The sequence below is a fragment of the Rufibacter roseolus genome (assembly GCF_017916365.1).
Taxonomy (GTDB): domain Bacteria; phylum Bacteroidota; class Bacteroidia; order Cytophagales; family Hymenobacteraceae; genus Nibribacter; species Nibribacter roseolus.
Genome location: NZ_JAFMSU010000001.1, coordinates 2,082,203 through 2,106,845 on the forward strand (window position 1 = coordinate 2,082,203; position 24,643 = coordinate 2,106,845).

Consider the following 24,643-nt stretch of genomic DNA (forward strand, 5'->3'; position numbering starts at 1 on the left):
AGGCCGTTACTTTAGCAACGGCCCTTCTTAGAAGTTTAGGATCTATTATAACCCATCTTTCAGGATAGAGACTGCTTCCTGAATGTAGAGGTCTTTCTTAGCGTTACGGGTGAATGCCTGGAAGCGTGCGGAGGCAGCGGTGTCACCGGATAACTTACTCAAGTCTGATTTCAGGCCGGCCACATCTAACTGCGGGATGGTCTTGCGCAGGTTCTCCAGTTTCTTAGACTCTTCCTGGGTGCGGCGCTCTTCGGCTAAGTACGTGCTCAGCTTGAGGGAGCGGGTAGACACCTCGGTACGGTCTTTCAGGCGCATGGCGCTCTGGTTGATCAGGGAGAAGGTCGGGCTGGCGGCCACTCTGGCTTTAGAGGAGGCTTTCAGCTTTTCAATGGAGAAGTTAGGGCTGCTCCAGGTGTTGAACTTAGCCGACTGAATCTCATCAAACGGAAGCGCGTATTCCTGCTCTTTCTCACCGTATTTTAGGTAAGTGTAAGTATCAGGCAGCACGATGTCTGGGGTTACGCCGCGCAGCTGCACGGTTTTCCCGCTGATGCGGTAGTATTTTTGGGTAGTCAGTTTCAGGTGACCAAGGGGTTTCACCGCGTCAAAAGAGGCTGGCAATACCTGGTCCAAGTCAAAGAACTGCTGCACGGTGCCTTTACCATAGGTAGAGCTACCCACAATCACCCCGCGCTTGTAGTCCTGGATGGCGGCGGCCATGATCTCAGACGCCGAGGCGCTGTTCTCGTTCACCAGTACCACCAACGGACCACCAAACTGTACCTGCGGATCTCTGTCCTCCAGCACCGCGGCCGGGCCATTGGCAGATTTCACTTGTACCACCGGACCAGACTTGATGAAAAGACCCACCATATCTACCACGTCCTGCAGGGAGCCACCACCGTTGTTTCTCAGGTCAAGGATAATACCCTGGGCGTTTTCCTGCTTCAGCTTCTGAATTTCCTCGGCTACGTCTTTACCAGAGTTGCGGCCACCGGCGTTTTTGAAGTCGGCGTAGAAGGCAGGCAGATGGATGTACCCGATAGGCTTAGCTCCTTTGATCATAAGCGATTTGGCGTAGCCTTCTTCGCGTACCACCACGTCCCTGATGATTGGAATCACCTTCATGGTGCCGTCTACTTTCTTCACGTGCAGGCGAACCTCAGTGCCTTTCTTACCTCTGATGAGGGTCACGGCTTTGTCAATCCGCATGCCGGAGATATCCACCGGTTGCTGATTGCCCTGGGCCACTTTCAAGATCACGTCGCCGGGTTTCAGTTCACCTTGCAGGTAAGAAGGGCTACCTGGGGTGATCTCAGAAACCTTGATCAGACCGTCTTTTTCCTGCAATAAAGCGCCAATGCCTTCCAGACGTCCGGAGAACTCATAGTCAAAGTCCTCTTTCTCTTTGGGGGCATAGTATTCAGTATGCGGGTCATAGATGTTAGCGAAGGAGTTCAGGTAAGAGGAACGGTAATCTTCGTTCTCCAACTGGCCCATTCGCTTGAACAGGTCGTCATAGTTTTCTTTGAGCTTTTTACGGGCATCGGCCTCAATCTCGGGCATGGTTTTCTTAGGCTCCTTGGAACCCGCAGAGTCGGCTTTCTGCTGGCTATCCAGCGCATCTGCCACTCTGATCAAAGCCTGGTACTTGAGGTATTTGCGCCATTCCTCTTTTAGGGCGGCAGGGGAGGAGGCAAACTTCAGTTTCTCTGGTTTCACCTCTATCGTCTCCTCTTTGTCAAACTCAAAAGGTTTGTCCAGGATCTCTTTATAGTAGCCTTCGGCCTCTTTGAGCCTTTTCTGGAAAACGCTCATGGAAAGGTCAAAGAACTTGAAAGAACCGTTCTTGAACTCATCGTCCAGCTGGGTCTGGTAAGCCCGCAATTGGTCTACGTCTGACTGCAGCAAGAACTTTTTGTTATAGTCCAGGCGCTCCAGGTAGAGGTTAAAGGCCTTTTTGGAAAATTCATCGTCTAAACGCTCTGGCTTGTAGTGGGCCGAGCTTAAGCCCTGCATCAGCACTTTGGTAAGCACTTCGTTCTTCTGGTCACGGGCGGCGCCATCTGTCTCCAGAAGTCGGTATGAGGCAATGCCAAACACCACTGAGGCGGCAGTACCGTATGCGACCAGCTTAGTCTTTAATGAAAACATATTTTGTCTCTAGTAATGTCTGTTAGTGTATAAACAAAAGTAGTGCCTGTTTTGCGGGTGCATTACTTTACGTTAAACGTAGGCAAGTGCCAGAAAGGTGTGAACGTTCTGAGATTATTTGCTAAAGAATTGCAAGTAAGCAGAACGTGGCAGTAGTTGTTCTTTTTGGCCCTCTTTTTTTTAACATCGGGAGCCCCGGATTTGTTTCTCCCTGATTCTCAATCGTGAACAAAATAGGCAATTTTATATATTATTTAAATCTGGCGGCCTTATATGGAAACTTGCCGGCGGCGGCATCATGAGGGAAATGACACCCAAACCACCAACAAAACGCCAACCTCATGGAAACGAACCACGCTTACGCCGCCACCCTGAATGACATGATTTTTGAAGGCCGCAACAAAGCCTACGGCGCCTATGTCTTACGCAAACTCTATAACCAGCACATCAGCCAAGCTGTGCTCTACGCCATCGCGCTTTCCCTGGTCTTTTTCTCCGCACCCTTCCTGGCCAACAAGATTTTTGGAAAACAGGCCCCTTATGAGAAAGGGATTGAAACCCCTCCCATTTGCATGCTTCCGGTAGAATTTCCGCCTGTTGAAGAAGTCAAGGAAGCCAAGCCAGTTGCACCCGCCACTCCTTCAACGCCTGCTGCTCCTACTGTAAAGAACACCACACCCAAAGTAGTGGAGGATACCAAGAAAGTGACCAATGAAATCCCCACCCAGGAACAGCTCCAGACCGCCAACTCTGGGTTGGTGACCTCAGACGGAGATGGCAGCGGAAACCTGAACAACCCCGAAATAGGTTCGGGTACTGGAACCGGAGTTGGGGATGGTCCCGGTACGGAGGCTCCTCCGGCTGCACCTGAGGTTTTCGTGCGCGTAGAGCAAATGCCTGAGTTTGCCGGAGGCCTACCTAAACTGATGGAGTTCATTGGCAAGAACCTGCGCTACCCCAGGGCGGCCCAGGCCAGTGGCATAGAAGGCACCGTGGTAGTAAGTTTTGTGGTGGCCGCCACCGGTGACATCACCGATGTGCAGGTGCTCAAGGGCTTGGGTTACGGCACCGAGGAAGAAGCCCTGCGGGTGGTGCACAAATTGCCCCGCTGGAAACCCGGTTACCAGAACGGCAGATCGGTACCCGTGCGCATGACTTTGCCCATCAGATTGGAGCTGAAATAAATAAAGGAATTATAATTTAAAAACAGGTTTCTATTTAAGGGCCATTTCAATGAAAATAGCCCTTAAATAGAAACTTAAATACTTAATTGAATTCAAGATGTTATTCAAACAAAAAAGCCCCGGCTCTATTTAAGAGTCGGGGCTTTTTATGTGGTTATTTCTACTGATTAACGGTAGATGTGCTCACCACGGTTGGTGCGCCAATCGTTCTCAAAATATTCGGCATCCTCAGCAGAGCGAGGAGTTACGCCCATTACAATATTTCCTTCCTTGATGCCTGACTCGTACACTTTGGCACGTTCCTCAGGAATACCAGAACCTACCAAGGCACCCAGTAAACCACCTGTTAAGCCACCGGCACCGGCACCAGCCAGACCAGCCGCTAACGGACCAGCAATCACCAGGCCAAGTCCTGGAAGTGCAATAGAAGTACCAATTGCGGCAATTGCGCCCACAATTGCACCAAGAGTACCACCAATGGCAGAACCAGCACCGGCACCTTCTAAGGCTTTGCTGCCCAGTTCTGTGTTATTGTTATCGTTGTCAGAGAAGTGACGCTTGCGGGCATCATCGCTCATGATCACGTTGATATCATCTCTGCTGTAGCCACGGTTATGTAAAGAATTGTAAGCGCGCTCGGCACTTTCTCTGTCTCTGAACATACCTGTCAACATTCCAGAATTATGCGTGTTTCCAGTGCGATTTTCCATAGTCTTTTGCTTAATATTTAGTAGATGTAACATAGTGGTAATTACTTGGCCAGTTACGGAACCGGCAACTGGCAATTAGATTTAGCTTAACGCAAATCATACGTATTAGTTACATCTACCCACCGGATATAAAACAGAAACGCCCGTGCTGGGCACAGGCGTTTAAGGGGTGTTTTCAGAAAATCGGCCTTTAAATAAAAGCTATGGAGCTTAATTATAAACTTTCACCATGTACACGAAATCCTGCAGTTTCTTCAGCTGCTGCGGACGTGGGTTGCCGGCCAGGTTATTCACCTTGGGCAGGGAAATAGGCTTGGGCAGGCGGTGCTCCGGCAGTTGGTCTAGCAGGGTGAGCAGGTAAGCAGACTTCACCGCGAAGGCCGCGCCGTCTACGCCCAGCATCTTGCCGCTGATCACGCCAATCATGTTGCCGCGGTCATCCAAGAGCGGGCCGCCGCTGTTACCAGGGTTCAACGGAATAGAGATCTGGTAAGAGGCGGTGTCGCCGTACACCCCTGATTTGGAGCTAAGCGTACCCTCTCCGAATACTACGTCTTCTCTGGGGAAACCCAGGGTGAACACGCGCTCGCCCAGTTCGCTTTCCTTCTGCTTGAAAGAGTAAGGCAGCTTCCCGAAACCGGTGAACGAGGTATCTGTGACGCGCAGCAGGGCAAGGTCACGCACCTGGTCTGAGTAGATCTCCTCCACCTTGAGCTTGGTGCCGTTCTTGTTCTCAATCATGAGCGAGTCGGCGCCTTCAATCACGTGGTAGCTGGTCACGAAATACCCGTCTGAGGTGAGCACGAAACCGGTTCCCGAGAACTGACCCGGATTAAGGGTGCTGGCTTTAGGCGTAACGGCCGGGTTGGTATTCAATAAGGCATTCTGTTTCCGCTTGAGGTCATCTACCTCTCGGCGCAGCTCCACGTAGCGGGCCGTTTGCTGCTTCGTGGCTGAGCGCCACATCTCCATACCCAACAAACTGCTGAACACTGTGACAATGGCCACGGTGGCGGCTACGCCCATGGTGGCGGCATAACGGCGCATGAAAATCTGCACGGGCGTACGACGCTTGAGCACCGGAGGGGTGGTCACCTTCTGGTTTTCCTGCTGCCAGGCCTGGTGGTGCTGGTTCAGGCGGTCGCGCAGTGATTTCTGCCGGCCATGGTTCTGCAAGGCTGCCGTAAACAGCTCCACCTCCCGTACCCGCTGCGCGAATACCGGATCGGCGGCCATGCGTTCCTCCAGTGCGCGGCGCTCAGCGGAGGTCACCTGGTGCTGGTGGTACCTTTCAATCAATTCCAATAATTCCCTGTCACTCATATATAGAAATGCATCCGGTGCCGGATGTCTGTTTTTACGCGTTTCCCTTTAAGAAGGAACCTGATAGTCCAGGAAGAACAGTTTCTTCAGGCGCATCAGGCACTTGTACTTCTGGTTCTTGGCCGAGTCTACGTTAGTATAACCAAACTTCTCGGTGATCTCGGCCATGCCCATGCTCCTGATGTAGAAATCCTCTAGCAGGGTTTTGCAGGGCTCGCCCAATTGGCCCAAGGCATTGCCCATGGCCTCAAACTTGAGCTCGTTCTGCTCTGCCTGCTCGGCGTCGGCGTCTACGTGGGGGGCCAGCTCAGATTCGGTGTCTTCAATCATACCATGGCTGAACCGGCTGCTTCTTGACAGCCTTTTCAGCCAAAGACGGCGGCAGATAGAATACAGGTAGGTTTTTATCTGGCAATTCAGTTCCAGTTGGCCCGCCTTGATCTTTTCATAGAAGACAATCACCGCTTCCTGGAAAATGTCCTTGGCGTCATCCTCGGTCCCGCTGTTGCTCTGGACAAAGAACAAGACCATGGAAAAGTGGAGTTTGTATAACCTACTCAGTGCCGCATCATCGTCTTGAAGAATCCCTTCTATTATGGCCGCATCGGTCACTAGCGCCTTACTAATCATGCTTGTCAATTAATACAGTTTTAGTCATTTAGTAACCCACAGAAAAAAATAAAAAATTTTTGAAAAAGGTGGGTTACCTCTCGGGGGGTAGTGGTATTAAGGTTGAAATTAACGCTAAAACCCTTAAAACCTATTACAATGAAAAAGGTATTTTCTCTTGCCCTGGTAGCTGGTATGTTCGTTTTCGCTTCTTGCGAGTCTAAATCTGCTGAAGGTACTGAAGGTGCTTCTACTGAAGCTACTTCTACTGATGCTACTGCAACTGAAGGCGACACTACTTCAACTACTACTACCACTGACACTACTGCTGCTGGTACAACTACTGGTACTACTGCCGGTACTGACACTGCTGCAACTGCAACTACTGCTCAGTAATTAAGCGGTGTGCGTAAGCACACCTCCTGATTAGGACAAGATAAAAGCGTCTCATACGGTTTGCGTAAGAGACGCTTTTACTTTTTAGGTGAGTTCGTGAAAAAAGCGTTTGGGACCTGTTTTCTGGAAAACAGGTCCCAAACGCTTTTCTGTTTTAGGCCTTGCGCTTGCGGCGCTCCAGTTCTTTCTTCACTAGGGAGAACTCGCGGCTGCTCTGGCCGGCAATGGCGGTGTTCTCGTCGGCGCGGCGCAGCAGGTACGGCATCACGGCCTCTACAGGGCCGTAGGGTACGTATTTGGCCACGTTGTAGCCGGCATGCGCCAGGTTGTAAGAGAGATTGTCGCTCATACCCAGCAACTGCGCGAAGTAGATGCGCTCATCATTGGGCTGGATGTTGAACTCGTCCATGAGTTCCATGAGGTGGTAGCAGCTCTGCTCGTTGTGGGTGCCGGCGCAGATGGCAATGCGGTCAATGTGCTCAAGGCAGAAACGCAGGGATTCATCGTACAGGGCATCGGTGGCTTCTTTGGTAGGGTTGATGGGGTTGTTGATGCCCCGCTGCTGGGCCACGCGGCCTTCTTTCTCCATGTAGGCACCGCGCACAAGTTTGCCGCCCAGGTAATAACCCTCGCGCTGGGCCCGCTCAAAGTCGCGCTTGATCACGTCCAGGCGGTCGTGGCGGTAGAGTTGGTAGGTGTTGTAGACAATGGGGCGCTCCTGGTTGTAGAGTTCCATCATCTCGTAGCAGAGCTGGTCAATGGTTTCCTGCATCCAGCTTTCCTCGGCGTCAATGAACACGCGCACGCCCCGCTCAAACGCCCGCTGGCAGATGGCTTTCACCCGGGCCCGCACCCGCCCGAAGGCCGCTTTCTCCTGGTTCGTGAGTTCCTGGTCTGTCTGGGCTTTGGCCAGCAGGGCAGAATCGGCTACGCCGGTCACCTTGAACACGCTGAAGGGGATGTGGTTGGACTTGGCGGCCATTTCTATGGTAGAGATGATTTCCTGCACCGTGTGGTCAAAGCTGGCCTCGTTGCTCTCGCCTTCCACTGAGTAGTCCAGGATGGTACCTATGCCTGAACGGCCCAGTTTCTCAATGGTGGGTTTGCATTCCTGGATGGTCTCGCCACCGCAGAACTGCTCAAAAATGCTTTTCTTAATAAGGAACTTCACCGGCAGGTTCCAGCTCAGCGCCTTTTTCATGAGACCTCCGCCCATCTTCACCATGGAGTTGTTGTTCATGGCCGCAAACAGGAGGTAGGTTTTATAGAGTTCTGCATCAGATTTATCAGCGAATGCAATGGCGGTATCTTCAAAAGAAACTTTTAGTGCAGGAGTCATAGATTAAGTGCTACATTTAAGCTGTACAAAGATAACGTAAAAGCGGTTGTTAGTTGTTTTTTAGGTGATTTGCAAAAGCCGCCTATAGACCGCTACCCTGTAACGCGTGCATTTGGCCATGGAACGGAAAAAAGAAAACAATTATTTTCACCAGCTGAGCAAGCTGCGCCGCCGACCATTGGTAATCGCCGGTCCGTGCAGCGCCGAAACCCGGGGACAGGTCATGGATACGGCCCGTCAGTTGAAAGACCTGCAGGCAGATATCTTCAGGGCCGGCGTCTGGAAGCCCCGCTCCAAGCCGGGCACCTTTGAGGGCGTGGGCACCGAGGGCATGAAGTGGCTACACGAGGTGCGGCAGGAATACGGTATTCCTGTGGCCACGGAGGTAGCGCGGCCCCACCACGTTGAAACCGCCCTCAAACACAACATTGACGTGCTCTGGATTGGCGCCCGCACCACCGTTAATCCCTTTGCGGTGCAGGAACTCGCCGAGGCCCTACGCGGCACCCACGTGCCGATTATGGTCAAGAACCCCGTGAGCCCCGATCTCAGTCTTTGGGCGGGCGCAGTGGAAAGGCTGTGGGCCGTCGGTATTCAGGACGTGGCCGCCATCCACCGTGGGTTTTCCTCCTATGAGGTAAGCCAATACCGCAACGTGCCGCTCTGGCAGATTCCCATTCAACTCAAAGGCATGTTTCCGTTTCTGCCCGTAGTGGTAGACCCCAGCCACATTGGCGGGCAGCCTGATCTGATTCTGCCCATTTCCCAGACAGGGCTGGACCTGAACTTTGACGGGGTCATGATTGAGACGCACCCTAACCCTTCAGAAGCCCTCTCAGACGCCGAACAGCAGATCACGCCCGAGGCGTTAGGCGAAATCCTGGATAAGCTGCAGGTGCGCAGCCTCCCCGATGCCGCTTTTATCAGCCGTACCGAGGAACTGCGTCAGAAGATTGACCGCGCCGACCGTGAGATCATTGAGGCCCTGGCCCGCCGCATGCGCCTGGTAGAAAAGATAGGTGAGGACAAGAAAGAGAACAACATTGCCGTACTGCAGCCCGAGCGCTGGAAAAGCATCTTCGAGACCCGGAAAGAGTGGGCCCGCCAGATGCAGATCAATCCAGATTTCGCCGCCGAGCTGTATGAACTCATTCATCTGGAGTCTATCAGGGTACAGACCGAGATCGTGGAAAAGAATTCTCCGGCTCAGTAGGGTGGTTTCACCAGGCAGGCAGTACCTTGCAAACCAGAGGAACAAGCGCATTCAGCGGGTTTTATTTTGATTCTCCCCAGACATTCCCTTTTTTAGGGGATTATCCGGTTTAGGGGCCATTTTAGAAAAATTGGTTGCTAAACGCATTAAACAGAAATAATTTGACCGAAGAGATTTTCATAGGCCTTGAGGCCGTGGGGCAACTCAAAGATTTGTTGCAGAACCGGGCTTTCAGGAAGACGGTGGTGCTGGTAGATGAGAACACCCACCGGCACTGCTACCCGCTCCTGAAGTCTTATTTGCCGGAAAACCATTACGTGGTGCAGATCCAAAGCGGCGAGGAGCACAAGAACCTGGCCACCTGCGAGCACGTGTGGCGCGAACTCACAAACCAGAACCTGGATCGCTGGAGCTTGCTTGTGAACCTGGGCGGCGGCGTGCTCACTGATCTGGGTGGTTTTTGTGCCAGCCTGTACAAGCGTGGCATCCGGTTCGTGAACGTGCCTACCACGCTCTTGTCTCAGGTAGACGCCAGCGTGGGCGGCAAGACCGGCATTGATTTCATGGGCTTCAAGAACCACATAGGCGTGTTCCAAGAGCCACTGGCAGTACTGGTGAACCCGGCGTTTCTGCAGACCCTGGACATGCGGCAGATGAAATCCGGCTACGCCGAGATCATCAAGCATTGGTTCATCATGGACGCCGACAAGTTCTATGAGCAGCGCTACATTGGCATGTTCACCGAGGATTGGATCGACCTGATCCGGCATTCCATTGACATCAAGTCAAGGGTAGTCACCGCCGATCCGCTGGAGAATGGCCTGCGCAAGATCCTTAACTTCGGGCACACCATCGGCCACGCCGTGGAGAGCTTCTACCTGGAGGAGCCCGGCCAGACCCTGCTGCATGGTGAGGCGATTGCCGTGGGTATGCTTTGCGAAGCCTGGCTCTCTACCCAGAAAGGGCTTTTGCCGCAGGAAGAGCTGGAGCAGATAGAGACGTTTATCCTGTCTATCTATGAAAAGGTGACCATTCCGGAGGCCGATGTTCAGGCCATCAGCCACCTGTGCCTGCATGACAAAAAGAACGACGGCGCCACCATCAACTGCACTTTGCTGCAGAAGATAGGGGAGGCCGTCTATGACAAACCTATTACATTACCCGAGGTGCAGAGTGCCTTGCGCTATTACCAATTACTATGATTTCAGCTGCTGCCGTGCGCGTATCGCACCCCACGGGCGTGTTGCGCGGACGCGTGACCTTGCCGGCCTCCAAAAGCGAGGCCAACCGTGCCCTCATCATCCGGGCTTTGTCCGGGAAAGATTTCCCCATCCATAACCTGTCAGACGCCAACGATACCCAGCTCCTGAACCGGTTGCTCTCCACGCCCGTGGGGCAGGAGGTGAGCGCCGAGGATGCCGGCACCGTGATGCGTTTCCTGACCGCCTATTACGCCGCCACCGGCCAGCGGCTGACGTTGACCGGAACCCCGCGCATGTGCCAGCGGCCTATTGGCGTGTTGGTAGACGCGCTTCGGCAATTGGGGGCGCAGATTGAGTATCTGGGCCAGGAAGGCTACCCGCCGCTGCAGATGAACGGGTTTGAGTTCTCGGGCACGAACCAGCTATCAATTCGGGCCGATATCAGCAGCCAGTACATTTCGGCACTGCTCATGATTGCGCCGCTGTTGCCGCAAGGCCTGGAATTGACATTGGAGGGAAAGATCGGCTCGGAGCCTTACATTAGAATGACCCTGGCCCAGATGGCGCACTTTGGCGTGCAGGCTACCTTTGAAGGCCAGCAAATATCTGTAGCCAAACAAGAATACCAGGCCAAAGAATATACCGTGGAGTCAGATTGGTCAGCAGCCAGTTACTGGTACAGCATCGCGGCGCTAGCCGGGGAGGCAGATCTTTTCCTGCCCGCGCTCCGCGCCGATTCCCTTCAGGGCGACAGCGTGCTGCCGTCCTTGATGGCGCCTTTCGGGGTGCGGACCGCTTTTTCGGCGGAGGGTGTGCAGTTAACCAAGCAGCCGGTTCAGGAGCCTTTGGCCCGCATAGATTTCTTCGCCTGCCCGGACCTGGCCCAAACCGTGGCCGCCCTGGCCGCTGGCTTGGGCGTGGAAGTGGAGATGACCGGCCTGGAGAGTCTCCGGATAAAGGAAACCGACCGCATTGCGGCCCTGCAGATGGAGCTGGTGAAATTGGGCGCGGAACTGCGCGAGGTTGCCCCAGACGTTTTCAAGGTGTTTTTCTTGAATCGGCCGCAAAACGAAGCCACCATCCATACCTACGAAGACCACCGCATGGCCATGGCCTTCGCACCGCTGGCCCTGAAGGGTCCGCTGGTCATAGAAGAACCACGCGTAGTGCGGAAATCCTACCCGAGGTATTGGGACGAACTGCAAAAAGCCGGCTTTTCCGTGGAAGAAGTACGGTAAATAAGGAAGGAATAAGACAAGAAGCCTTTTGCACCCGCAGAAGGCTTCTTTTTTTGCCCGCCGGATTGAGAGGATGAGCATGTCAATTAGTGGCTTGTGGGGATGGTAAGGCTGTTTTTGAGTTGTTTTCTGTGAATTACCTCCAAAATTTATACTGCAAATTATCTTTGTATTATTGATTATATTATAAATAAAGTATCAAAATTTTAGTTGATTTTACTAGTATTTTTTTAATTTATTAATAGTAAATTAAGAGGAATGAGCTAGTTGTTTATGAACTTTTACAACATATGGTGTTGATGATCGTTAAAAGGGGATAACAGGTAGAAGTACTAAAATATACGACTATGAAAAATATCAATGTTTGGATGCTGGCTTCATTGTTCTCTATGAGCAGTATGACATTGGTTTCTTGCAATAAAGTAGATAAAGAAGCCAGCGCCGCAGACCACCAGAAAGTAGAACAGTTCCTCAAGCAGGCCGCCACCAATGATAACTTCCAGCTGATGGCCGGTATGATGGCCGAAGACCAAAGCAAAAAAGGAGAAGTAGGCGCCTTGGGACAGAAAATCTACCATGTGCACTCCCGTACAACTCCCGTGCTGGCAGAAATAGCTAAAAAGAAAGCGGTAGAATTGCCGGCCCAAATGGGAAGCGAGAAAAAAGCGCTCGTAGATAGCCTGGAGACTAAAAAAGGAGAGGAGTTTGACCAGACCTTCGCGAACCTAGAGGTGGAAGCTCATGAGGAGGCCATCGCCTTCTATGAGAAAGCCGATAAAGAAGTGACAGACCCAGACGTGCAGCAATTTATTGACCAGATCTTACCGGTCTTGAAAGAGCACCTGGCTGAGGCGCAAGAGTTGAAAAACGCCGTGGCGCAAGCCGATAAAACCACTAAACCCTAAGTAAATACTTGTCTAGTGAGAAAAGGCCCTTTGCATCTTGCAAAGGGCCTTTTTTTATAATCGATTTTTAAGCTTAGAAAATTCTGAGGAGCTTAAGAGGAGGAAACTTCTTTTATCAAGCGCTGGAGGTAAGGCGCAGAGTGCAAGAGCCTGCTCCCGTACCAACTAACTAACTCGCCGTCTACCACCTTCACTAGCGCCTCGGGGCAAATGGCCTGGAACTCCGCAATGTGCTTCTCTTTAAACGGATAAGGCTCAGAGGAAAGCAGAATCAATTTAGGGTTCGCCTCTTGTAGTTGTGCTGCAGTTACCTCCGGGTATCTGGCCAGGTGCCCCAGTACATTCTCAAAGCCGCAAAGTGCCAGTATGTGGTCTATGAAATTCTGGTTACCGATGCCCATGTAAGGATTTCGCCAGATGAAATAAGCAGTAGGTATGGCCGGAGCCGTTGGCGTTAAACCGGCGAATTGTTGCCGTAGTTGCTGCACTAATTCCGTAGCCTGTGTCTCTGTGCCGGTCACCTGCCCAATGCCCCTCATCATCTCAAAAGCGTCTTCCAGCGTGTAGATATCGCTCATGTAAACCGGGTATTTACCCTGTAGCCGCTCAATTCCCTCCTGGTAGTTTTCCTCTTTGTTCCCGATGATCAGGTCTGGTTCCAGTCTGTCTATGACCTCAAAGTTGAAGTTCTTGGTTCCGCCAATTTTTTGTTTCTGTTTTAACTGCTCCTGGGGGTGAATACAGAATTTAGTGACGCCCACCACGCGGTCACCCAAACCCAGGTGAAAAAGCAACTCGGTTTGGGAAGGCACCAGAGACACAATCCGGCGGGGCGGCTGCGGCAACTGGAGGCGGTGGTTCATCTGATCAAGGAAAAGCACTTCTGTAGAATTAGGAATTAAGAATTAGGTTCGTCTTGAAAGTAATCTAACCAAGCCTTTCTGGTTGTTGAATTTGGCAGATTTCCTTTTTAAGGCTGTTTTTGATAAATCAGGTAGAAAATTAACGGCAATACCCTGCTATTCCTAATTCATGATTTTTGATTCCCAATTGACTTCTCCGTTTTGAGTTCTCCATTCGTGGTCAAGCAGGGCGTAGACGTAAGAATCGCACCAGTGGCCTTTGATGAAGATGTTCTCTCTGAAATGGGCTTCGCGGCGCATGCCCAGTTTCTCCATGATGCGGTAGGAGCCAACGTTGCGTGGGTCACAGTCGGCCCAGATGCGGTGGAGTTGCAGGTCCTCAAACCCAAAGTGCATCAGCGCGCCGGCGGCTTCGGTGGTGTAGCCCTTATTCCAATAAGTCTGATTCAGGATGTACCACAGCACCGCCTCCTCGGCGTCGTAGTCTACCTTCATGCCCACGCGGCCTATGAGCATATCGGTGGTCCGAAGTACAATGGCCAGGTCAATCAGCGTGCGCGGCTCCTCCCGGGCCTCTTCCAGGCATTGCCGAATGTACTCCTGGCTTTCTTTGCTGGAGCGCACCTCGCTGGTCTGGTACCGCATGACCTCTTCATTGGATTCATACAGGTTGGTGAAATGCCAGTCATCCTCCTTGAATTCGCGCAGCAAAAGCCGGGGGGTATGTATTTTCATGGTGGGGCAAAACAGTATTGCCTGTGAAGATAGATAATAAACAGGATTCTGCCGTGCTAAAATTTGCCGTGACCTATATGATGGTCACAATAGAATTGTTTAAGACCCGTTTTCCTGAAAACGGCCTTAAAGCAAAAGACCTGTGAGATTTGAAACCTCACAGGTCTTTTCCTGTCTATTTGCTTTTAGGCCTTTTATTTGAAAACAAGCCCAAAACGGCTATTTCAGGTACCGGAAATCATGGCCGCTTTGCAGTTGGATCAGGAAATGGTAGAACAGTTTGATGATGCTGTCCACGTCATCTTTGTGCACGGTTTCCACGGTGGTGTGCATGTATTTTAATGGCAAAGAGATTAGGGCCGACGCCACACCTTCAGATGAATAGGCGAAGGCATCGGTGTCCGTGCCAGTAGCACGGGTGGCGGCGGCGCGCTGGAACGGAATCTCATTTTTCTGGGCCACCTCAATAAGCATGTCCAGTACGTTGTTCTGCACCGCTGGACCGTAAGTCAGCACCGGTCCTTTGCCGCAGTGCAGATCTCCGTTGGTTTTCTTCTCATAACCTTGTGACTGCGTATCATGGGTCACATCGGTGATGATGGCCAGGTTTGGCTTGATGCGGTGCGCAATCATCTCGGCACCTCTCAGGCCAATCTCTTCCTGCACCGCGTTTACGATGTATAATCCAAAAGGAAGCTTGTTTCCGTTCTCCTTGAGCATGCGGGCAACTTCGGCAATCATAAATCCCCCGATTCTGTTGTCTAGAGCGCGGCCCACGTAGAACTTTTCGTTCATGGTCCAGAACTCATCGTCAAAGGTGACCACGCAACCTACGTGAATGCCCATGTCTTCAACCTCCTGCTTGTTGGCGGCGCCGCAGTCCAGGAAAATGGTTTCTACGGTTGGGGCTTTGTCCTGGTCTGGTTTGCGCACATGAATGGCCGGATATCCGAACACTGCTTTCACCATCCCTTTTCTGGTGTGGATGTTCACCCGCTTAGAAGGCGCGATCACGGCATCAGAACCCCCGTTCCGGCGCACGTAGATGTAGCCCTCCGGCGTGATATAGTTCACAAACCAGGAAATCTCATCAGCGTGGGCCTCAATGACCACCTTGTATTCTGCCTCCGGATTGATTACCCCCACCACGGTGCCGTATGTATCCACGAAGTACTCATCAATGTAGGGCTTGATGTAGTCTAACCACAGCTTCTGGCCCGATGACTCAAAGCCGGTAGGGGCAGCGTTGTTGAGGTAGGTTTGCAGGAATTCAAAGCTTTCTTCTCTCATAGCTTTCTGTTTAGGTGGAGCAAAGCACTCTCCGATAGTTGTTTGTCAGTTGAAGTAGTATCTGGCTGGGGTGCTTTGAGGTCACCAACCAAGGGCGCAATTAAATATTGAATGTTTTTTGGTGTATATCAGCCACTGGAGGATGGACTTGAGGTTCATTTGCCGGCAAAAAGCAGGTTCTTAAATCCATCCTCCAGTGGTTGTTTACAGCGGAATATTTCCGTGTTTTTTCTTTGGTAACTGGTCTACTTTGTTCTCCAGCATCTTGAACGCTCTGATCAGTTTAGCGCGCGTCTCTGAAGGATAGATTACTTCGTCTACAAAGCCGCGGTGGGCAGCCCGGTATGGCGTCGCGAATTTCGCTTGGTACTCGGCCACCTTCTCGGCTAGTTTGGCCTCAGGGTCCTCAGCGGCGGCAATCTCACGTTTGAAGATGATCTCGGCGGCGCCTTTGGCTCCCATCACCGCGATTTCAGCGGTAGGCCAGGCGTAGTTCAGGTCAGCGCCTATGTGTTTGGAGTTCATTACGTCATAAGCACCGCCATACGCTTTTCTGGTGATAACGGTTACACGGGGAACGGTGGCCTCGCAGAAAGCATACAGTAATTTAGCGCCGTTGGTAATGATGCCGCGCCACTCCTGATCGGTGCCGGGCAGGAAGCCGGGTACGTCTTCCAGTACCAGCAACGGAATGTTGAAGGAGTCACAGAAGCGCACGAAACGGGCGGCTTTGGTGCTGGCGTTGATGTCCAGTACCCCGGCCAGAACTGCCGGTTGGTTTCCTACAATGCCTATGCTGCGACCTGCCAATCTGGCAAACCCTACCACAATGTTCTCTCCGAAGTTCTTGTGCACCTCCAGGAAAGAATCGGTGTCAATGATACCCTCTATCACCTCACGGATGTCATAAGGCTGGTTGGGGTTCTCCGGCACTATGTTGTTCAGTACCTCGCGGGTCTCATCGGCTTTGGGTTCGTATGGCAGGGCAGGAGGAAGCTCCTCGCAGTTCTGCGGCATGTAACTCAACAGCTGTTTGATGTTCTGGATGCAGACAACCTCATTGGCGCAGGAGAAATGGGTTACGCCGCTCTTGGTGCTGTGGGTGCTGGCACCGCCCAGTTCTTCTGAGGTCACGGTCTCATGCGTCACGGTTTTCACCACGTTGGGTCCCGTCACAAACATGTAAGACGTATCCTCCACCATGAGAATAAAGTCAGTGATGGCAGGGGAATAAACGGCTCCGCCGGCGCATGGGCCCATAATGCCTGAAAGCTGCGGTATTACGCCGGAGGCCAGGGTGTTTTTGTAGAAAATATCGGCGTAGCCGCCCAGGGAAACCACACCTTCCTGGATACGGGCCCCACCGGAGTCGTTGAGGCCAATCACGGGAGCGCCGTTTTTCATGGCAAGGTCCATGATCTTCACAATCTTCTCCGCGTGGGTCTCAGAGAGGGAACCCCCGAAAACGGTGAAGTCCTGGGAGAAAACGTACACCAGGCGGCCATTCACGGTGCCGTAACCCGTTACCACACCATCGCCTAAATAGTATTCTTTATCCAGGCCAAAGTCCTTGGACCGGTGCATCACAAACTTGCCTATCTCTTCAAAAGAGCCTTCGTCCAGGAGCAGGTCAATGCGCTCACGGGCGGTGAGTTTGCCTTTTTTATGTTGGGCATCAATGCGCGCCTGGCCACCTCCTAAGAGGGCTTCGGCATTTTTGCGGTCTAATGTCTCAAATTTGCTGTTCAGGTTATTCTGGTCTGACATTGAAGCACTTTGGTGTTGGTACAAGAAATCAAATTTAGGAAAGAATAGGGCAGTGAAAAATAATTGTTAATATTTTCTCACATCTTGTTAAAAAGCAAAAAAGGCTGACAGTTTGTCTGTCAGCCTTTCCAATTATGAATAATCAATTAGTCTTTCTTCTTGCCATCAGTAGGCGTGGTTTCTTCCTCAGAAGAAGCCGGAAGATCGTCAGAGGTATCTGGAGTTGCATCCTCGTTCTTGCGGTTAGAGAATGTAAGCTCTTCTTTGCCTTCTTCGTAGTCAATCACGATGGTGTCTCCCTGGGCTAATTCAGCTTTCAGGATTTCCTCCGCAATTGGATCTTCCATATACTTGGTGATGGCACGGTTCAACGGACGGGCACCATACTTAGAGTCATATCCTTTCTCGGCCACAAAGTCTTTGGCTTTGTCAGTGATCTCAATGGTATAACCCAGCGTTTTGATGCGGGTCAACAGCTTGGCAAGGGAGATATCAATGATTTTATGGATATCTTCTTTCACCAGTGAGTTGAACACGATCACATCATCCAAACGGTTCAGGAACTCAGGAGAGAACGTTTTCTTCAAGGCAGAAGCAATGGTGCCTTTCATGATATCGTCCATGTTCTCCTGGCGGGTTTTGGTGGCGAAACCAACCCCAGCCCCGAAGTCCTGCAAGTCACGGGCCCCAATGTTGGAGGTCATGATGATGATGGTGTTTCTGAAGTCCACCTTACGGCCTAAACCGTCAGTCAACACACCGTCATCCAGCACTTGCAAGAGCAGGTTGTATACGTCTGGGTGCGCTTTCTCAATCTCATCCAGCAATACCACAGAGTATGGCTTGCGGCGGATTTTCTCCGTTAACTGACCACCTTCTTCGTAACCTACGTAGCCTGGAGGCGCTCCCACCAAGCGAGATACGCTGAATTTCTCCATGTACTCACTCATGTCAATACGTACCAGGGCGTCTTCTTTGTCAAACAGGTAGGTAGCCAGCACTTTGGCAAGCTCGGTTTTACCAACCCCTGTAGGGCCTAAGAACACGAATGAACCGATAGGGCGTTTTGGATCTTTCAGACCAACGCGGGTTCTCTGGATGGCTTTCACCAACTGCTGAATCGCTTTGTCCTGGCCAATCACTTTGCCTTTCAACTCTTCGCCCATGTTCAAAAGCTTGAGGCTTTCTTTCTGCGCGATACGTTTCACCGGAATACCCGTCATCATGGCGATTACCTCGGCCACGTTTTCTTCCTTCACGGCGTAACGTTTCTTTCTCGTCTCCTCTTCCCAGCTTTTCTTAGCCGCTTCAAGTTGATCTAAAAGTTTCTTCTCTTTATCACGCAGTTGAGCAGCTTCTTCGTATTTCTGGCTTTTCACCACGCGGTTTTTCTCGTCCTTGATATTCTCAATCTGTTGCTCCAGATTCAAGATATCCTCAGGCACCACAATGTTGTTGATGTGCACGCGGGCACCAGCCTCATCCAGAATGTCAATGGCTTTGTCTGGCAGGAAACGGTCGCTCATGTAGCGGTCGCTCAACTTCACACAAGCCTCAATGGCTTTGTCTGAATAGGTCACGTGGTGGTGATCTTGGTACTTGTCTTTGATGTTGTGCAGAATCTCAATGGTTTCCTCTGGCGTGGTTGGGTCAACCATCACAATCTGGAAACGACGAGCCAGGGCACCATCTTTCTCAATGTACTGACGATATTCATCTAGCGTAGTAGCCCCGATGCATTGGATTTCGCCGCGGGCCAGCGCAGGTTTGAACATGTTGGAGGCATCCAGAGATCCGGAGGCTCCACCAGCACCTACAATGGTGTGCAGCTCATCAATGAACAGGATCACGTCCGGAGATTTCTCCAGCTCGTTCATCACCGCTTTCATGCGCTCTTCAAACTGACCGCGGTACTTGGTACCCGCCACCAAAGAGGCCAGGTCCAGGGTTACCACGCGTTTGCCGAACAGTACACGGGATACTTTCTTCTGAATGATGCGCAACGCAAGACCCTCGGCGATGGCAGTTTTACCCACACCAGGCTCCCCAATCAGAATTGGGTTGTTTTTCTTACGGCGGCTCAGAACCTGAGCAACACGCTCAATTTCTTTTTCCCGACCCACAATAGGATCAAGTTTGCCTTCCTCGGCCAATTTAGTCAGATCACGACCGAAGTTGTCCAGCACCGGAGTGCGGGATTTCTCGGCACCCTTCTTGGCGGCTGAGCCAGCACCTCCCTTAGAGGAAGAGCCAAAGAGTTTGTCGTTATCATCGTTGTCATCGGTATCTGAGGAGGCGAGAGGGTTGTTAGCATGATAGTCTAACGAATCCCGGATAGCTTCATAGTTCACGTTGAATTTGGCTAAGGTTTGCGATGAAATATTATCCTCATCCCGCAAAATAGACAGCAGCAGGTGTTCTGTACCTATGATGTCAGACTTGAAGATTTTAGCCTCCAAATACGTTATTTTCAGGACCTTCTCCGTCTGTTTAGTAAGCGGAATACTACCAGTTATATTGGTGTTAGGGCTGGCGGTGTTTTTGGTTGCCTGCTCAAGCGCGTACTTAAGCTCTTCCATTGGTACCCCCAGTTTTTTAAGCAAAGCGATAGCCGTACCTTCTCCTTCGCGGATCATTCCCAGAAGCAAATGCTCAGTGCCAATATAATCATGCCCCAAGCGGATGGCTTCCTCGCGACTGAGAGAGATTACCTCTTTCACTCTATTTGAGAATTTGGCTTCCATGTAAGTTCTTGTCTAGTAAATAGTTGTTGTGCGATTACTGCAACTGTGTTGCCAAGGCTACGCATTAAAAAATTAACAAAATGAGTGGGGCAAATGTTCAACAGAAATCCACGGGATTCTGTAAATATATAGATGCCTCGGGGCCAAGGTTAAACAACAAATCCAGTATACTCAGGTTTATTGCAAATTGTTTGCCAAACACCTGCCGGTATGGCATAAGGCGCAAATTGTCAGGCTCCTTCTTGGGATGAAGTTCCCCCCGCCAATCCAACACCGGTGCCTCATAGGTTTTAACATACGTTTGAGTGAGGCCCAGGGGTTTCTTTAGCTTCAGGAATTTAACGAAAAGTTTCATCAAATCCATATTCAGCTGGAAAAGCAGAGCCGGCTTCTGGTCATAGATGTCCTTGAGGTAGTCTGCGTAGAACTCAAAGAAGGGCGCATTACCGTAGGCGCTCTGGATGGTACGCCAGTGGATGTCCATCCAGCGCTGGCTGTAGTCAATCTCCAGTTCTGTTACCAGCGTCTTGCTGTTGCCTTTCACCACGGGCACTGACAGCGGCACCACACCCTGCGCTGTGAGAATGTGGCACCGGTTGCGGTAACTCTGTTTCTGGTAATTCTCATGGGCCTCAAACAATAATTCATCGGCTTCAAAAGCCTTCTGAAAATAGAGGATGCTGGGGTTGTAGTGTAGCTCGGTTAATAACTGCATGCAATGGAATATGGAACGGCTGCAAGTAAGGGAAAAATCCCAGACTTGTATGGCCACCTACGGTGACTTTGAAGAAACTTCCCTGCTTTTGCCCGGCCTGGCAGTTCAGGACCTGGTTCATATTTTGCCCTGGCTTATGTTGGCCTAAGCCAGGAATAGAACTATTGCTGTACTCCCTGGTCTACAATTAGCGGATGAACCCTTATACAAGTAAAGAAACTTGTTTGGTCTTTGTTGCAGGTTCCCAGTGTTTTGGGACGGTGATAGGCGTTTTATGCCTGACTAAATGTAACAATATGGTGGTAGCGCTTGGTTCCCGGATATTTTCTATTTCTAAGGTGTTTCGTCTTTTACCTGTTTAAGGCCTGATTTCAGAAAAACAGGGCAGAAACCGATGGGTAGTTTCCTAAAGGTAACGGCCTTGGGCAGGCCCGGCAGAACTTTCTGCGGGTACATTTGCCTTTTAGAAGATCATTCGTACAAAAGGACTGACTAGATCAGATTACATTATGCCTACTAAAAAATTATCAGATATATCCGTTTCCGTGCTGGACCTGGTACCCATTCAGGAAGGTAAAACAGCCGCGGACGCCATCAAGAACGCCGTTGACCTGGCGCAACACGTGGAGAAATGGGGATACAGACGCTTCTGGATGGCCGAGCACCATAACTTTCCGGGTATCGCGAGTTCTGCTACCGCCGTTTTGATTGGCCATATTGCCCGGGAGACCTCTTCCATTAGGGTGGGTTCTGGCGGTATCATGCTGCCCAACCATGCGCCGCTGGTAGTGGCAGAGCAGTTCGGGACTCTGGCTACGCTTTACCCGGGCCGTATAGATTTAGGGCTTGGCCGCGCTCCTGGGACCGATGGCTTAACTGCCATGGCCCTGCGTCGTGACCAGCACCAGTCAGTAGACGAGTTTCCACAGAACGTGGTGGAAGTGTATAACTACCTGGGCGACCCAGACCCTTCTTCCAAAGTGCGGGCGGTGCCGGGCGAGGGAACCTATGTGCCCATCTGGATTTTGGGGTCTAGTACTTTTGGTGCGCAGTTGGCCGGAATGTTAGGGATGCCGTACGCGTTTGCCAGCCACTTTGCACCCACCATGCTGCACCACGCCATTCAGGTGTACCGAGACAGTTTCAAGCCGGTGGGTAGCCTGAAGGAGCCATACGTCATGGCAGGCGTGAACGTGATCGCCGCCGACACAGACGAAAAAGCTGACTATCTGGCTACTTCCATGTACCAGTCTTTCCTGGGTGTGATCAGGGGAACCGCTGGTTTAATGCAACCACCCGTGGAAAGCATGAATGGCCTCTGGGATGCTTCTGAGCAATATGCGGTGCAGAACATGCTGCGTTGCTCTTTTGTAGGCAGTCCCGAGAAAGTGAAAGACGGCTTGCAGAAGTTTGTGGATCAGACGCAGGTAGATGAGGTGATCGTGGCCAGCAGTATTTATGACCATGCCGCCCGCCTGCATTCTTATGAGCTCACCTCAGATTTTTTCAAGAAGTCTGTCTAACGTTGCAGATAAAAAAAGATGAATACGGCTCTCTGCACAGGTTGGCGATAACCAAAGACCTGCGCAGAGAGCCGCTTTGTTTTACAAACAGGTTAGGTAGAATGAATCAGGTTCTATCAAGGGAAATCTGCAGGAGGGTATTACCTTTGCAGGCGTTGAAAGCGGCTTGGCTGTTTTCGGCTTGTTTTTCAGAAAATGCAGTTAAAACCAGCCACATCCTCTTTTACCCGCCCCAACCTTAAACCCAGCCAGCTTCCGCTCTGGTGGCTGTTGAAGGGGATTTCCCTTTTGCCGTTTCCGGTGCTGTACGCCTTTTCCACGTTCCTGTACCTGGTGCTATACCAGCTGATTGGGTACCGGAAGAAAGTGGTGCGGCAGAACCTGGAAAGGTCTTTCCCGGGTAAAAGCCCCGCCGAGCTCCAGAAAATAGAGAAGCAGTTTTTCCTGAATCTCACTGATCTTATTGTGGAGTCGCTGAAGTTGATTTCCCTTACCCCGGCTCAGTTGAAGGAGCGGCTCGTGTACAAGGGCCATGAAAAGGTGGAGGCGCAGGTGGCCTCTGGCACCACGGTGCTCATGCTGGGTGCTCACCTGGGCAACTGGGAATACATGTCGGCAGCGAGCCAGATCATTTTCAAGGCCTCCGTAGACGGCGTGTACAAACCTCTGGCCAGTTCTTTCTTTGATGAGTTCATGAAGTTCATGCGGGGGCGGTTCGGGATAAATCTAGTGCGCATGAAGGACACCCTGCGACATCTGATCCGGCACAAAGCGGAGCACCGCATCTTTACCCTGCTCTCTGACCAGGTACCGCCCTATGGCGAAATCCAGTACTGGACCACCTTTCTGCACCAGGATACGCCCTTCTACGTGGGGGCCGAGAAACTCCGTACTTCCTTTAAATTCCCAGCCTATTTTGTGGGGATGCGCCACCTCAAGCGCGGTTACTACGAGATAGAATTTCAGGAACTGTTGCCGGCCCCAACCCCCGAGGAACCACAGGACGGATTTCTGCTTACCGATGCCTTTGCCCAAAAGCTACAAGCCTGGGTAGAGCAGTATCCGGCAGACTACCTGTGGTCACACAAACGTTGGAAGCACAAGAGACCTGCCACAGTTTAGCGGCTAATAAAGTGGAAAGTGCCAGAAACTTCCAAATCCTTTTTGGTGCTGTTTTCCCAAAATCAGGCTGTAAATGCCATCAACATTACTGTATCTCTCTTTGACAAAAAAGCCCCGGCTGCCAAAACAGCCGGGGCTTTTTACACTTGGGTTTAGTTTGTCTCCAAAATCAGTCTACATCCCAGAAAACCCTGGTAGTAACCACATCACCGCCAATGGCCGCAGCGGCCGCCGTGTAGTTGGCGTTGTTCAGGTTCTGCTCGGTGGCCGGATATGGGAAGCGGAGCGGAATCTCAGACTGGGCCAAAGGCGGAGCCACCAATTGAGGGTAGTCTAAGCGCCGCCATTCTTTCCAGCCTTCCACGGGTTGGTTATACAGCGCAATCCATTTCTGCATGCCTATGCTTTGTCTCCAGTTGGTGGTGTTGAGCATAACCTCGGGTTGTTGTAGATAGGCGGAGGCCTCGGCCTGGGTGCCGCCCCAGTCATTCACAATAGAGGAAGTGATGGCCGCAGTGTAATGCTCCTCAGGGTTACCGGGTACATTGAAGCCTCTCAAGGCCGCCTCTGCCAGTAGAAACTCCACCTCGGTATAAGACAAGAGAATGCCAGGCGCATCTGGCTCCCGCACCAGGTCACTGGGCTGGGCCACATCTACGTAGTTGTTGAGGTCTCCGTAGACACCGCCCACAAACTCACCTTCGTTTTCCCCTTCAGGGGCAGGTCTGAAAAACTCATCCAGCCGGGGATCTTGCCAATCAACCAGGACATCAATGAAGGTGTTGGCCGCTACGTTGTCGTCCCGTTGGCGCAACTCGTCATAGACGGGGTTGGCGGTTGGCACGTTGGGCGTGTAAGGCAACTCAGCATCATCGTCGCTGGAGGTAAACACGTTGGGCGCGGCCTCTTCCACTATGGTTCGCGCTTTGGTAGGGTTGGCATCGGCAATGGTAATGCCCATTCTCAGCTTGAGGGAGTTCGCGAATTTAAGCCATTTCTCCAGATCTCCGCCGTAGAACAGGTCGGCGTTGCCCAACCCGGCATTGTCTGAGTTCTGGGAGAGGCTGTTGATGGCGGCATCTAACCGGGTGAATAAATCATTGTAGATGGCCACATCATCGTCAAACACTGGCTGCACGTTGTTAATGTCCAGGGCCTGGGAATAAGGGATGTCACCGTAGGTGTTCACCAAGACGGTCCAGGCATAGACTTCCAGCACCTCAATACAGGCTAGTTGGCTGGCTTTTAGATCAGGGGCCAGTACATTATTGGCCGTGATAAGGGTTTTGGCTTCCCTTAGGTCAGAAAGAACATCGCGGTAGAGAATGGTCCAGAAGAACCGGTTGATCTCGCGGGTGTTGATGTTGTACTGGCTCTCATCTGGGTACTGGGCCGCGGCCCAATGTTGCACATAATACCTGAAGACATTGGTATTATAGTCTGGGGTAGTAATGACATTGGTTAAGTTGAACTGCGCATTGCTCACCAGGGTGCCGGGTGGCACGTCTGTGGCCCGTTTGGGGTCTAAGTTGTAATCGTCGTCCAGGTCGTTTACACAGGAGGTGGCCAGGAACAGAGACGCTAAGCTGTATAGAAATATCTTTTTCATCG

General features: G+C 51.6%; 20 protein-coding genes. 8 read left to right on the top strand and 12 right to left on the bottom strand.

The window, feature by feature from the left end:
* Window positions 1-45: 45 nt before the first annotated feature.
* Entirely contained in the window at window positions 46-2,154 is a 2,109-nt protein-coding gene (locus J3P35_RS08240) for a carboxy terminal-processing peptidase (protein ID WP_210463847.1), read from the bottom strand.
* 341 nt (window positions 2,155-2,495) lie between these two features.
* On the opposite strand from J3P35_RS08240, the gene J3P35_RS08245 reads away from it, so the two are divergent.
* Window positions 2,496-3,338 carry an energy transducer TonB gene (locus J3P35_RS08245; RefSeq protein WP_210463848.1) on the top strand — a complete coding sequence of 281 codons (843 nt, stop codon included), beginning with the start codon at window positions 2,496-2,498 and terminating at the stop codon, window positions 3,336-3,338.
* Window positions 3,339-3,505: 167 nt separating this feature from the next.
* On the opposite strand, the gene J3P35_RS08250 is transcribed toward J3P35_RS08245, so the two are convergent.
* The 3 genes from J3P35_RS08250 to J3P35_RS08260 all read right to left on the bottom strand — a co-directional run bounded on the left by J3P35_RS08250 (window position 3,506) and on the right by J3P35_RS08260 (window position 6,001).
* Complete coding sequence (locus J3P35_RS08250; protein ID WP_210463849.1) at window positions 3,506-4,048, bottom strand: hypothetical protein; 543 nt, start codon at window positions 4,046-4,048, stop codon at window positions 3,506-3,508.
* 210 nt (window positions 4,049-4,258) lie between these two features.
* Complete coding sequence (locus J3P35_RS08255; protein ID WP_210463850.1) at window positions 4,259-5,371, bottom strand: S1 family peptidase; 1,113 nt, start codon at window positions 5,369-5,371, stop codon at window positions 4,259-4,261.
* A 48-nt stretch (window positions 5,372-5,419) separates the two neighbouring features.
* Window positions 5,420-6,001 (bottom strand): RNA polymerase sigma factor, encoded by a 582-nt coding sequence (locus J3P35_RS08260; RefSeq protein WP_210463851.1) that lies wholly within the window; start codon window positions 5,999-6,001, stop codon window positions 5,420-5,422.
* A 138-nt stretch (window positions 6,002-6,139) separates the two neighbouring features.
* On the opposite strand from J3P35_RS08260, the gene J3P35_RS08265 reads away from it, so the two are divergent.
* Window positions 6,140-6,376: a hypothetical protein gene (locus J3P35_RS08265; protein WP_210463852.1), complete on the top strand. Its 237-nt coding sequence runs from the start codon at window positions 6,140-6,142 to the stop codon at window positions 6,374-6,376.
* 154 nt (window positions 6,377-6,530) lie between these two features.
* Here J3P35_RS08265 and J3P35_RS08270 read toward each other — a convergent pair whose 3' ends face one another.
* Window positions 6,531-7,715, bottom strand: a complete 1,185-nt coding sequence (locus J3P35_RS08270) for a proline dehydrogenase family protein (RefSeq protein WP_210463853.1) — start codon at window positions 7,713-7,715, stop codon at window positions 6,531-6,533.
* A gap of 118 nt (window positions 7,716-7,833) precedes the next feature.
* Here J3P35_RS08270 and J3P35_RS08275 point away from each other — a divergent pair, with 118 nt between their 5' ends.
* From J3P35_RS08275 to J3P35_RS08290, 4 genes are all read left to right on the top strand, one after another.
* Window positions 7,834-8,928, top strand: coding sequence for a bifunctional 3-deoxy-7-phosphoheptulonate synthase/chorismate mutase type II (locus tag J3P35_RS08275; protein ID WP_210463854.1), 1,095 nt, complete (start codon window positions 7,834-7,836; stop codon window positions 8,926-8,928).
* Between the two features lie 161 nt (window positions 8,929-9,089).
* The gene (aroB, locus tag J3P35_RS08280; RefSeq protein ID WP_210463855.1) at window positions 9,090-10,130 is read left to right on the top strand and encodes a 3-dehydroquinate synthase; all 1,041 of its coding nucleotides are present in this window, start codon (window positions 9,090-9,092) and stop codon (window positions 10,128-10,130) included.
* Window positions 10,127-11,368, top strand: coding sequence for a 3-phosphoshikimate 1-carboxyvinyltransferase (locus J3P35_RS08285; RefSeq protein WP_210463856.1), 1,242 nt, complete (start codon window positions 10,127-10,129; stop codon window positions 11,366-11,368). Before aroB ends, J3P35_RS08285 begins: the two co-directional genes overlap by 4 nt.
* A 347-nt stretch (window positions 11,369-11,715) precedes the next feature.
* A complete protein-coding gene (locus tag J3P35_RS08290; protein WP_210463857.1) occupies window positions 11,716-12,273 on the top strand; it encodes a DUF4142 domain-containing protein in 558 nt (185 codons plus the stop codon).
* Window positions 12,274-12,365: 92 nt separating this feature from the next.
* Here the strand turns inward: J3P35_RS08290 and J3P35_RS08295 are convergent, their stop codons facing one another.
* From J3P35_RS08295 to J3P35_RS08320, 6 genes are all read right to left on the bottom strand, one after another.
* Window positions 12,366-13,136 carry a helical backbone metal receptor gene (locus tag J3P35_RS08295; RefSeq protein WP_210463858.1) on the bottom strand — a complete coding sequence of 257 codons (771 nt, stop codon included), beginning with the start codon at window positions 13,134-13,136 and terminating at the stop codon, window positions 12,366-12,368.
* A gap of 162 nt (window positions 13,137-13,298) precedes the next feature.
* Window positions 13,299-13,871, bottom strand: coding sequence for a GNAT family N-acetyltransferase (locus J3P35_RS08300; RefSeq protein WP_210463859.1), 573 nt, complete (start codon window positions 13,869-13,871; stop codon window positions 13,299-13,301).
* A 219-nt stretch (window positions 13,872-14,090) separates the two neighbouring features.
* Window positions 14,091-15,161, bottom strand: a complete 1,071-nt coding sequence (locus J3P35_RS08305; protein WP_210463860.1) for a M42 family metallopeptidase — start codon at window positions 15,159-15,161, stop codon at window positions 14,091-14,093.
* A gap of 204 nt (window positions 15,162-15,365) precedes the next feature.
* On the bottom strand, window positions 15,366-16,928 hold the full coding sequence (locus tag J3P35_RS08310; RefSeq protein WP_210463861.1) for an acyl-CoA carboxylase subunit beta: 1,563 nt from the start codon (window positions 16,926-16,928) through the stop codon (window positions 15,366-15,368).
* A gap of 146 nt (window positions 16,929-17,074) precedes the next feature.
* The gene (locus tag J3P35_RS08315) at window positions 17,075-19,672 is read right to left on the bottom strand and encodes an ATP-dependent Clp protease ATP-binding subunit (RefSeq protein ID WP_246850030.1); all 2,598 of its coding nucleotides are present in this window, start codon (window positions 19,670-19,672) and stop codon (window positions 17,075-17,077) included.
* A 97-nt stretch (window positions 19,673-19,769) separates the two neighbouring features.
* A complete protein-coding gene (locus tag J3P35_RS08320) occupies window positions 19,770-20,387 on the bottom strand; it encodes a WbqC family protein (protein ID WP_210463862.1) in 618 nt (205 codons plus the stop codon).
* Window positions 20,388-20,896: 509 nt separating this feature from the next.
* On the opposite strand from J3P35_RS08320, the gene J3P35_RS08325 reads away from it, so the two are divergent.
* Together J3P35_RS08325 and J3P35_RS08330 are read left to right on the top strand one after the other, a co-directional pair.
* Window positions 20,897-21,910, top strand: a complete 1,014-nt coding sequence (locus tag J3P35_RS08325) for an LLM class flavin-dependent oxidoreductase (protein WP_210463863.1) — start codon at window positions 20,897-20,899, stop codon at window positions 21,908-21,910.
* Window positions 21,911-22,105: 195 nt separating this feature from the next.
* Window positions 22,106-23,032: a lysophospholipid acyltransferase family protein gene (locus J3P35_RS08330; RefSeq protein ID WP_210463864.1), complete on the top strand. Its 927-nt coding sequence runs from the start codon at window positions 22,106-22,108 to the stop codon at window positions 23,030-23,032.
* A 169-nt stretch (window positions 23,033-23,201) separates the two neighbouring features.
* Here the strand turns inward: J3P35_RS08330 and J3P35_RS08335 are convergent, their stop codons facing one another.
* The gene (locus J3P35_RS08335) at window positions 23,202-24,641 is read right to left on the bottom strand and encodes a SusD/RagB family nutrient-binding outer membrane lipoprotein (protein ID WP_210463865.1); all 1,440 of its coding nucleotides are present in this window, start codon (window positions 24,639-24,641) and stop codon (window positions 23,202-23,204) included.
* Window positions 24,642-24,643: the final 2 nt, after the last annotated feature.

Excerpts from the sequence above, each read along its gene's own strand:
- J3P35_RS08240 (WP_210463847.1), bottom strand. The coding sequence starts at position 2,154 with ATGTTTTCATTAAAGACTAAGCTGGTCGCATACGGTACTGCCGCCTCA.
- J3P35_RS08245 (WP_210463848.1), top strand. The coding sequence starts at position 2,496 with ATGGAAACGAACCACGCTTACGCCGCCACCCTGAATGACATGATTTTT.
- J3P35_RS08250 (WP_210463849.1), bottom strand. The coding sequence starts at position 4,048 with ATGGAAAATCGCACTGGAAACACGCATAATTCTGGAATGTTGACAGGT.
- J3P35_RS08255 (WP_210463850.1), bottom strand. The coding sequence starts at position 5,371 with ATGAGTGACAGGGAATTATTGGAATTGATTGAAAGGTACCACCAGCAC.
- J3P35_RS08260 (WP_210463851.1), bottom strand. The coding sequence starts at position 6,001 with ATGATTAGTAAGGCGCTAGTGACCGATGCGGCCATAATAGAAGGGATT.
- J3P35_RS08265 (WP_210463852.1), top strand. The coding sequence starts at position 6,140 with ATGAAAAAGGTATTTTCTCTTGCCCTGGTAGCTGGTATGTTCGTTTTC.
- J3P35_RS08270 (WP_210463853.1), bottom strand. The coding sequence starts at position 7,715 with ATGACTCCTGCACTAAAAGTTTCTTTTGAAGATACCGCCATTGCATTC.
- J3P35_RS08275 (WP_210463854.1), top strand. The coding sequence starts at position 7,834 with ATGGAACGGAAAAAAGAAAACAATTATTTTCACCAGCTGAGCAAGCTG.
- J3P35_RS08285 (WP_210463856.1), top strand. The coding sequence starts at position 10,127 with ATGATTTCAGCTGCTGCCGTGCGCGTATCGCACCCCACGGGCGTGTTG.
- J3P35_RS08290 (WP_210463857.1), top strand. The coding sequence starts at position 11,716 with ATGAAAAATATCAATGTTTGGATGCTGGCTTCATTGTTCTCTATGAGC.
- J3P35_RS08295 (WP_210463858.1), bottom strand. The coding sequence starts at position 13,136 with ATGAACCACCGCCTCCAGTTGCCGCAGCCGCCCCGCCGGATTGTGTCT.
- J3P35_RS08300 (WP_210463859.1), bottom strand. The coding sequence starts at position 13,871 with ATGAAAATACATACCCCCCGGCTTTTGCTGCGCGAATTCAAGGAGGAT.
- J3P35_RS08305 (WP_210463860.1), bottom strand. The coding sequence starts at position 15,161 with ATGAGAGAAGAAAGCTTTGAATTCCTGCAAACCTACCTCAACAACGCT.
- J3P35_RS08310 (WP_210463861.1), bottom strand. The coding sequence starts at position 16,928 with ATGTCAGACCAGAATAACCTGAACAGCAAATTTGAGACATTAGACCGC.
- J3P35_RS08315 (WP_246850030.1), bottom strand. The coding sequence starts at position 19,672 with ATGGAAGCCAAATTCTCAAATAGAGTGAAAGAGGTAATCTCTCTCAGT.
- J3P35_RS08320 (WP_210463862.1), bottom strand. The coding sequence starts at position 20,387 with ATGCAGTTATTAACCGAGCTACACTACAACCCCAGCATCCTCTATTTT.
- J3P35_RS08325 (WP_210463863.1), top strand. The coding sequence starts at position 20,897 with ATGCCTACTAAAAAATTATCAGATATATCCGTTTCCGTGCTGGACCTG.
- J3P35_RS08330 (WP_210463864.1), top strand. The coding sequence starts at position 22,106 with ATGCAGTTAAAACCAGCCACATCCTCTTTTACCCGCCCCAACCTTAAA.
- J3P35_RS08335 (WP_210463865.1), bottom strand. The coding sequence starts at position 24,641 with ATGAAAAAGATATTTCTATACAGCTTAGCGTCTCTGTTCCTGGCCACC.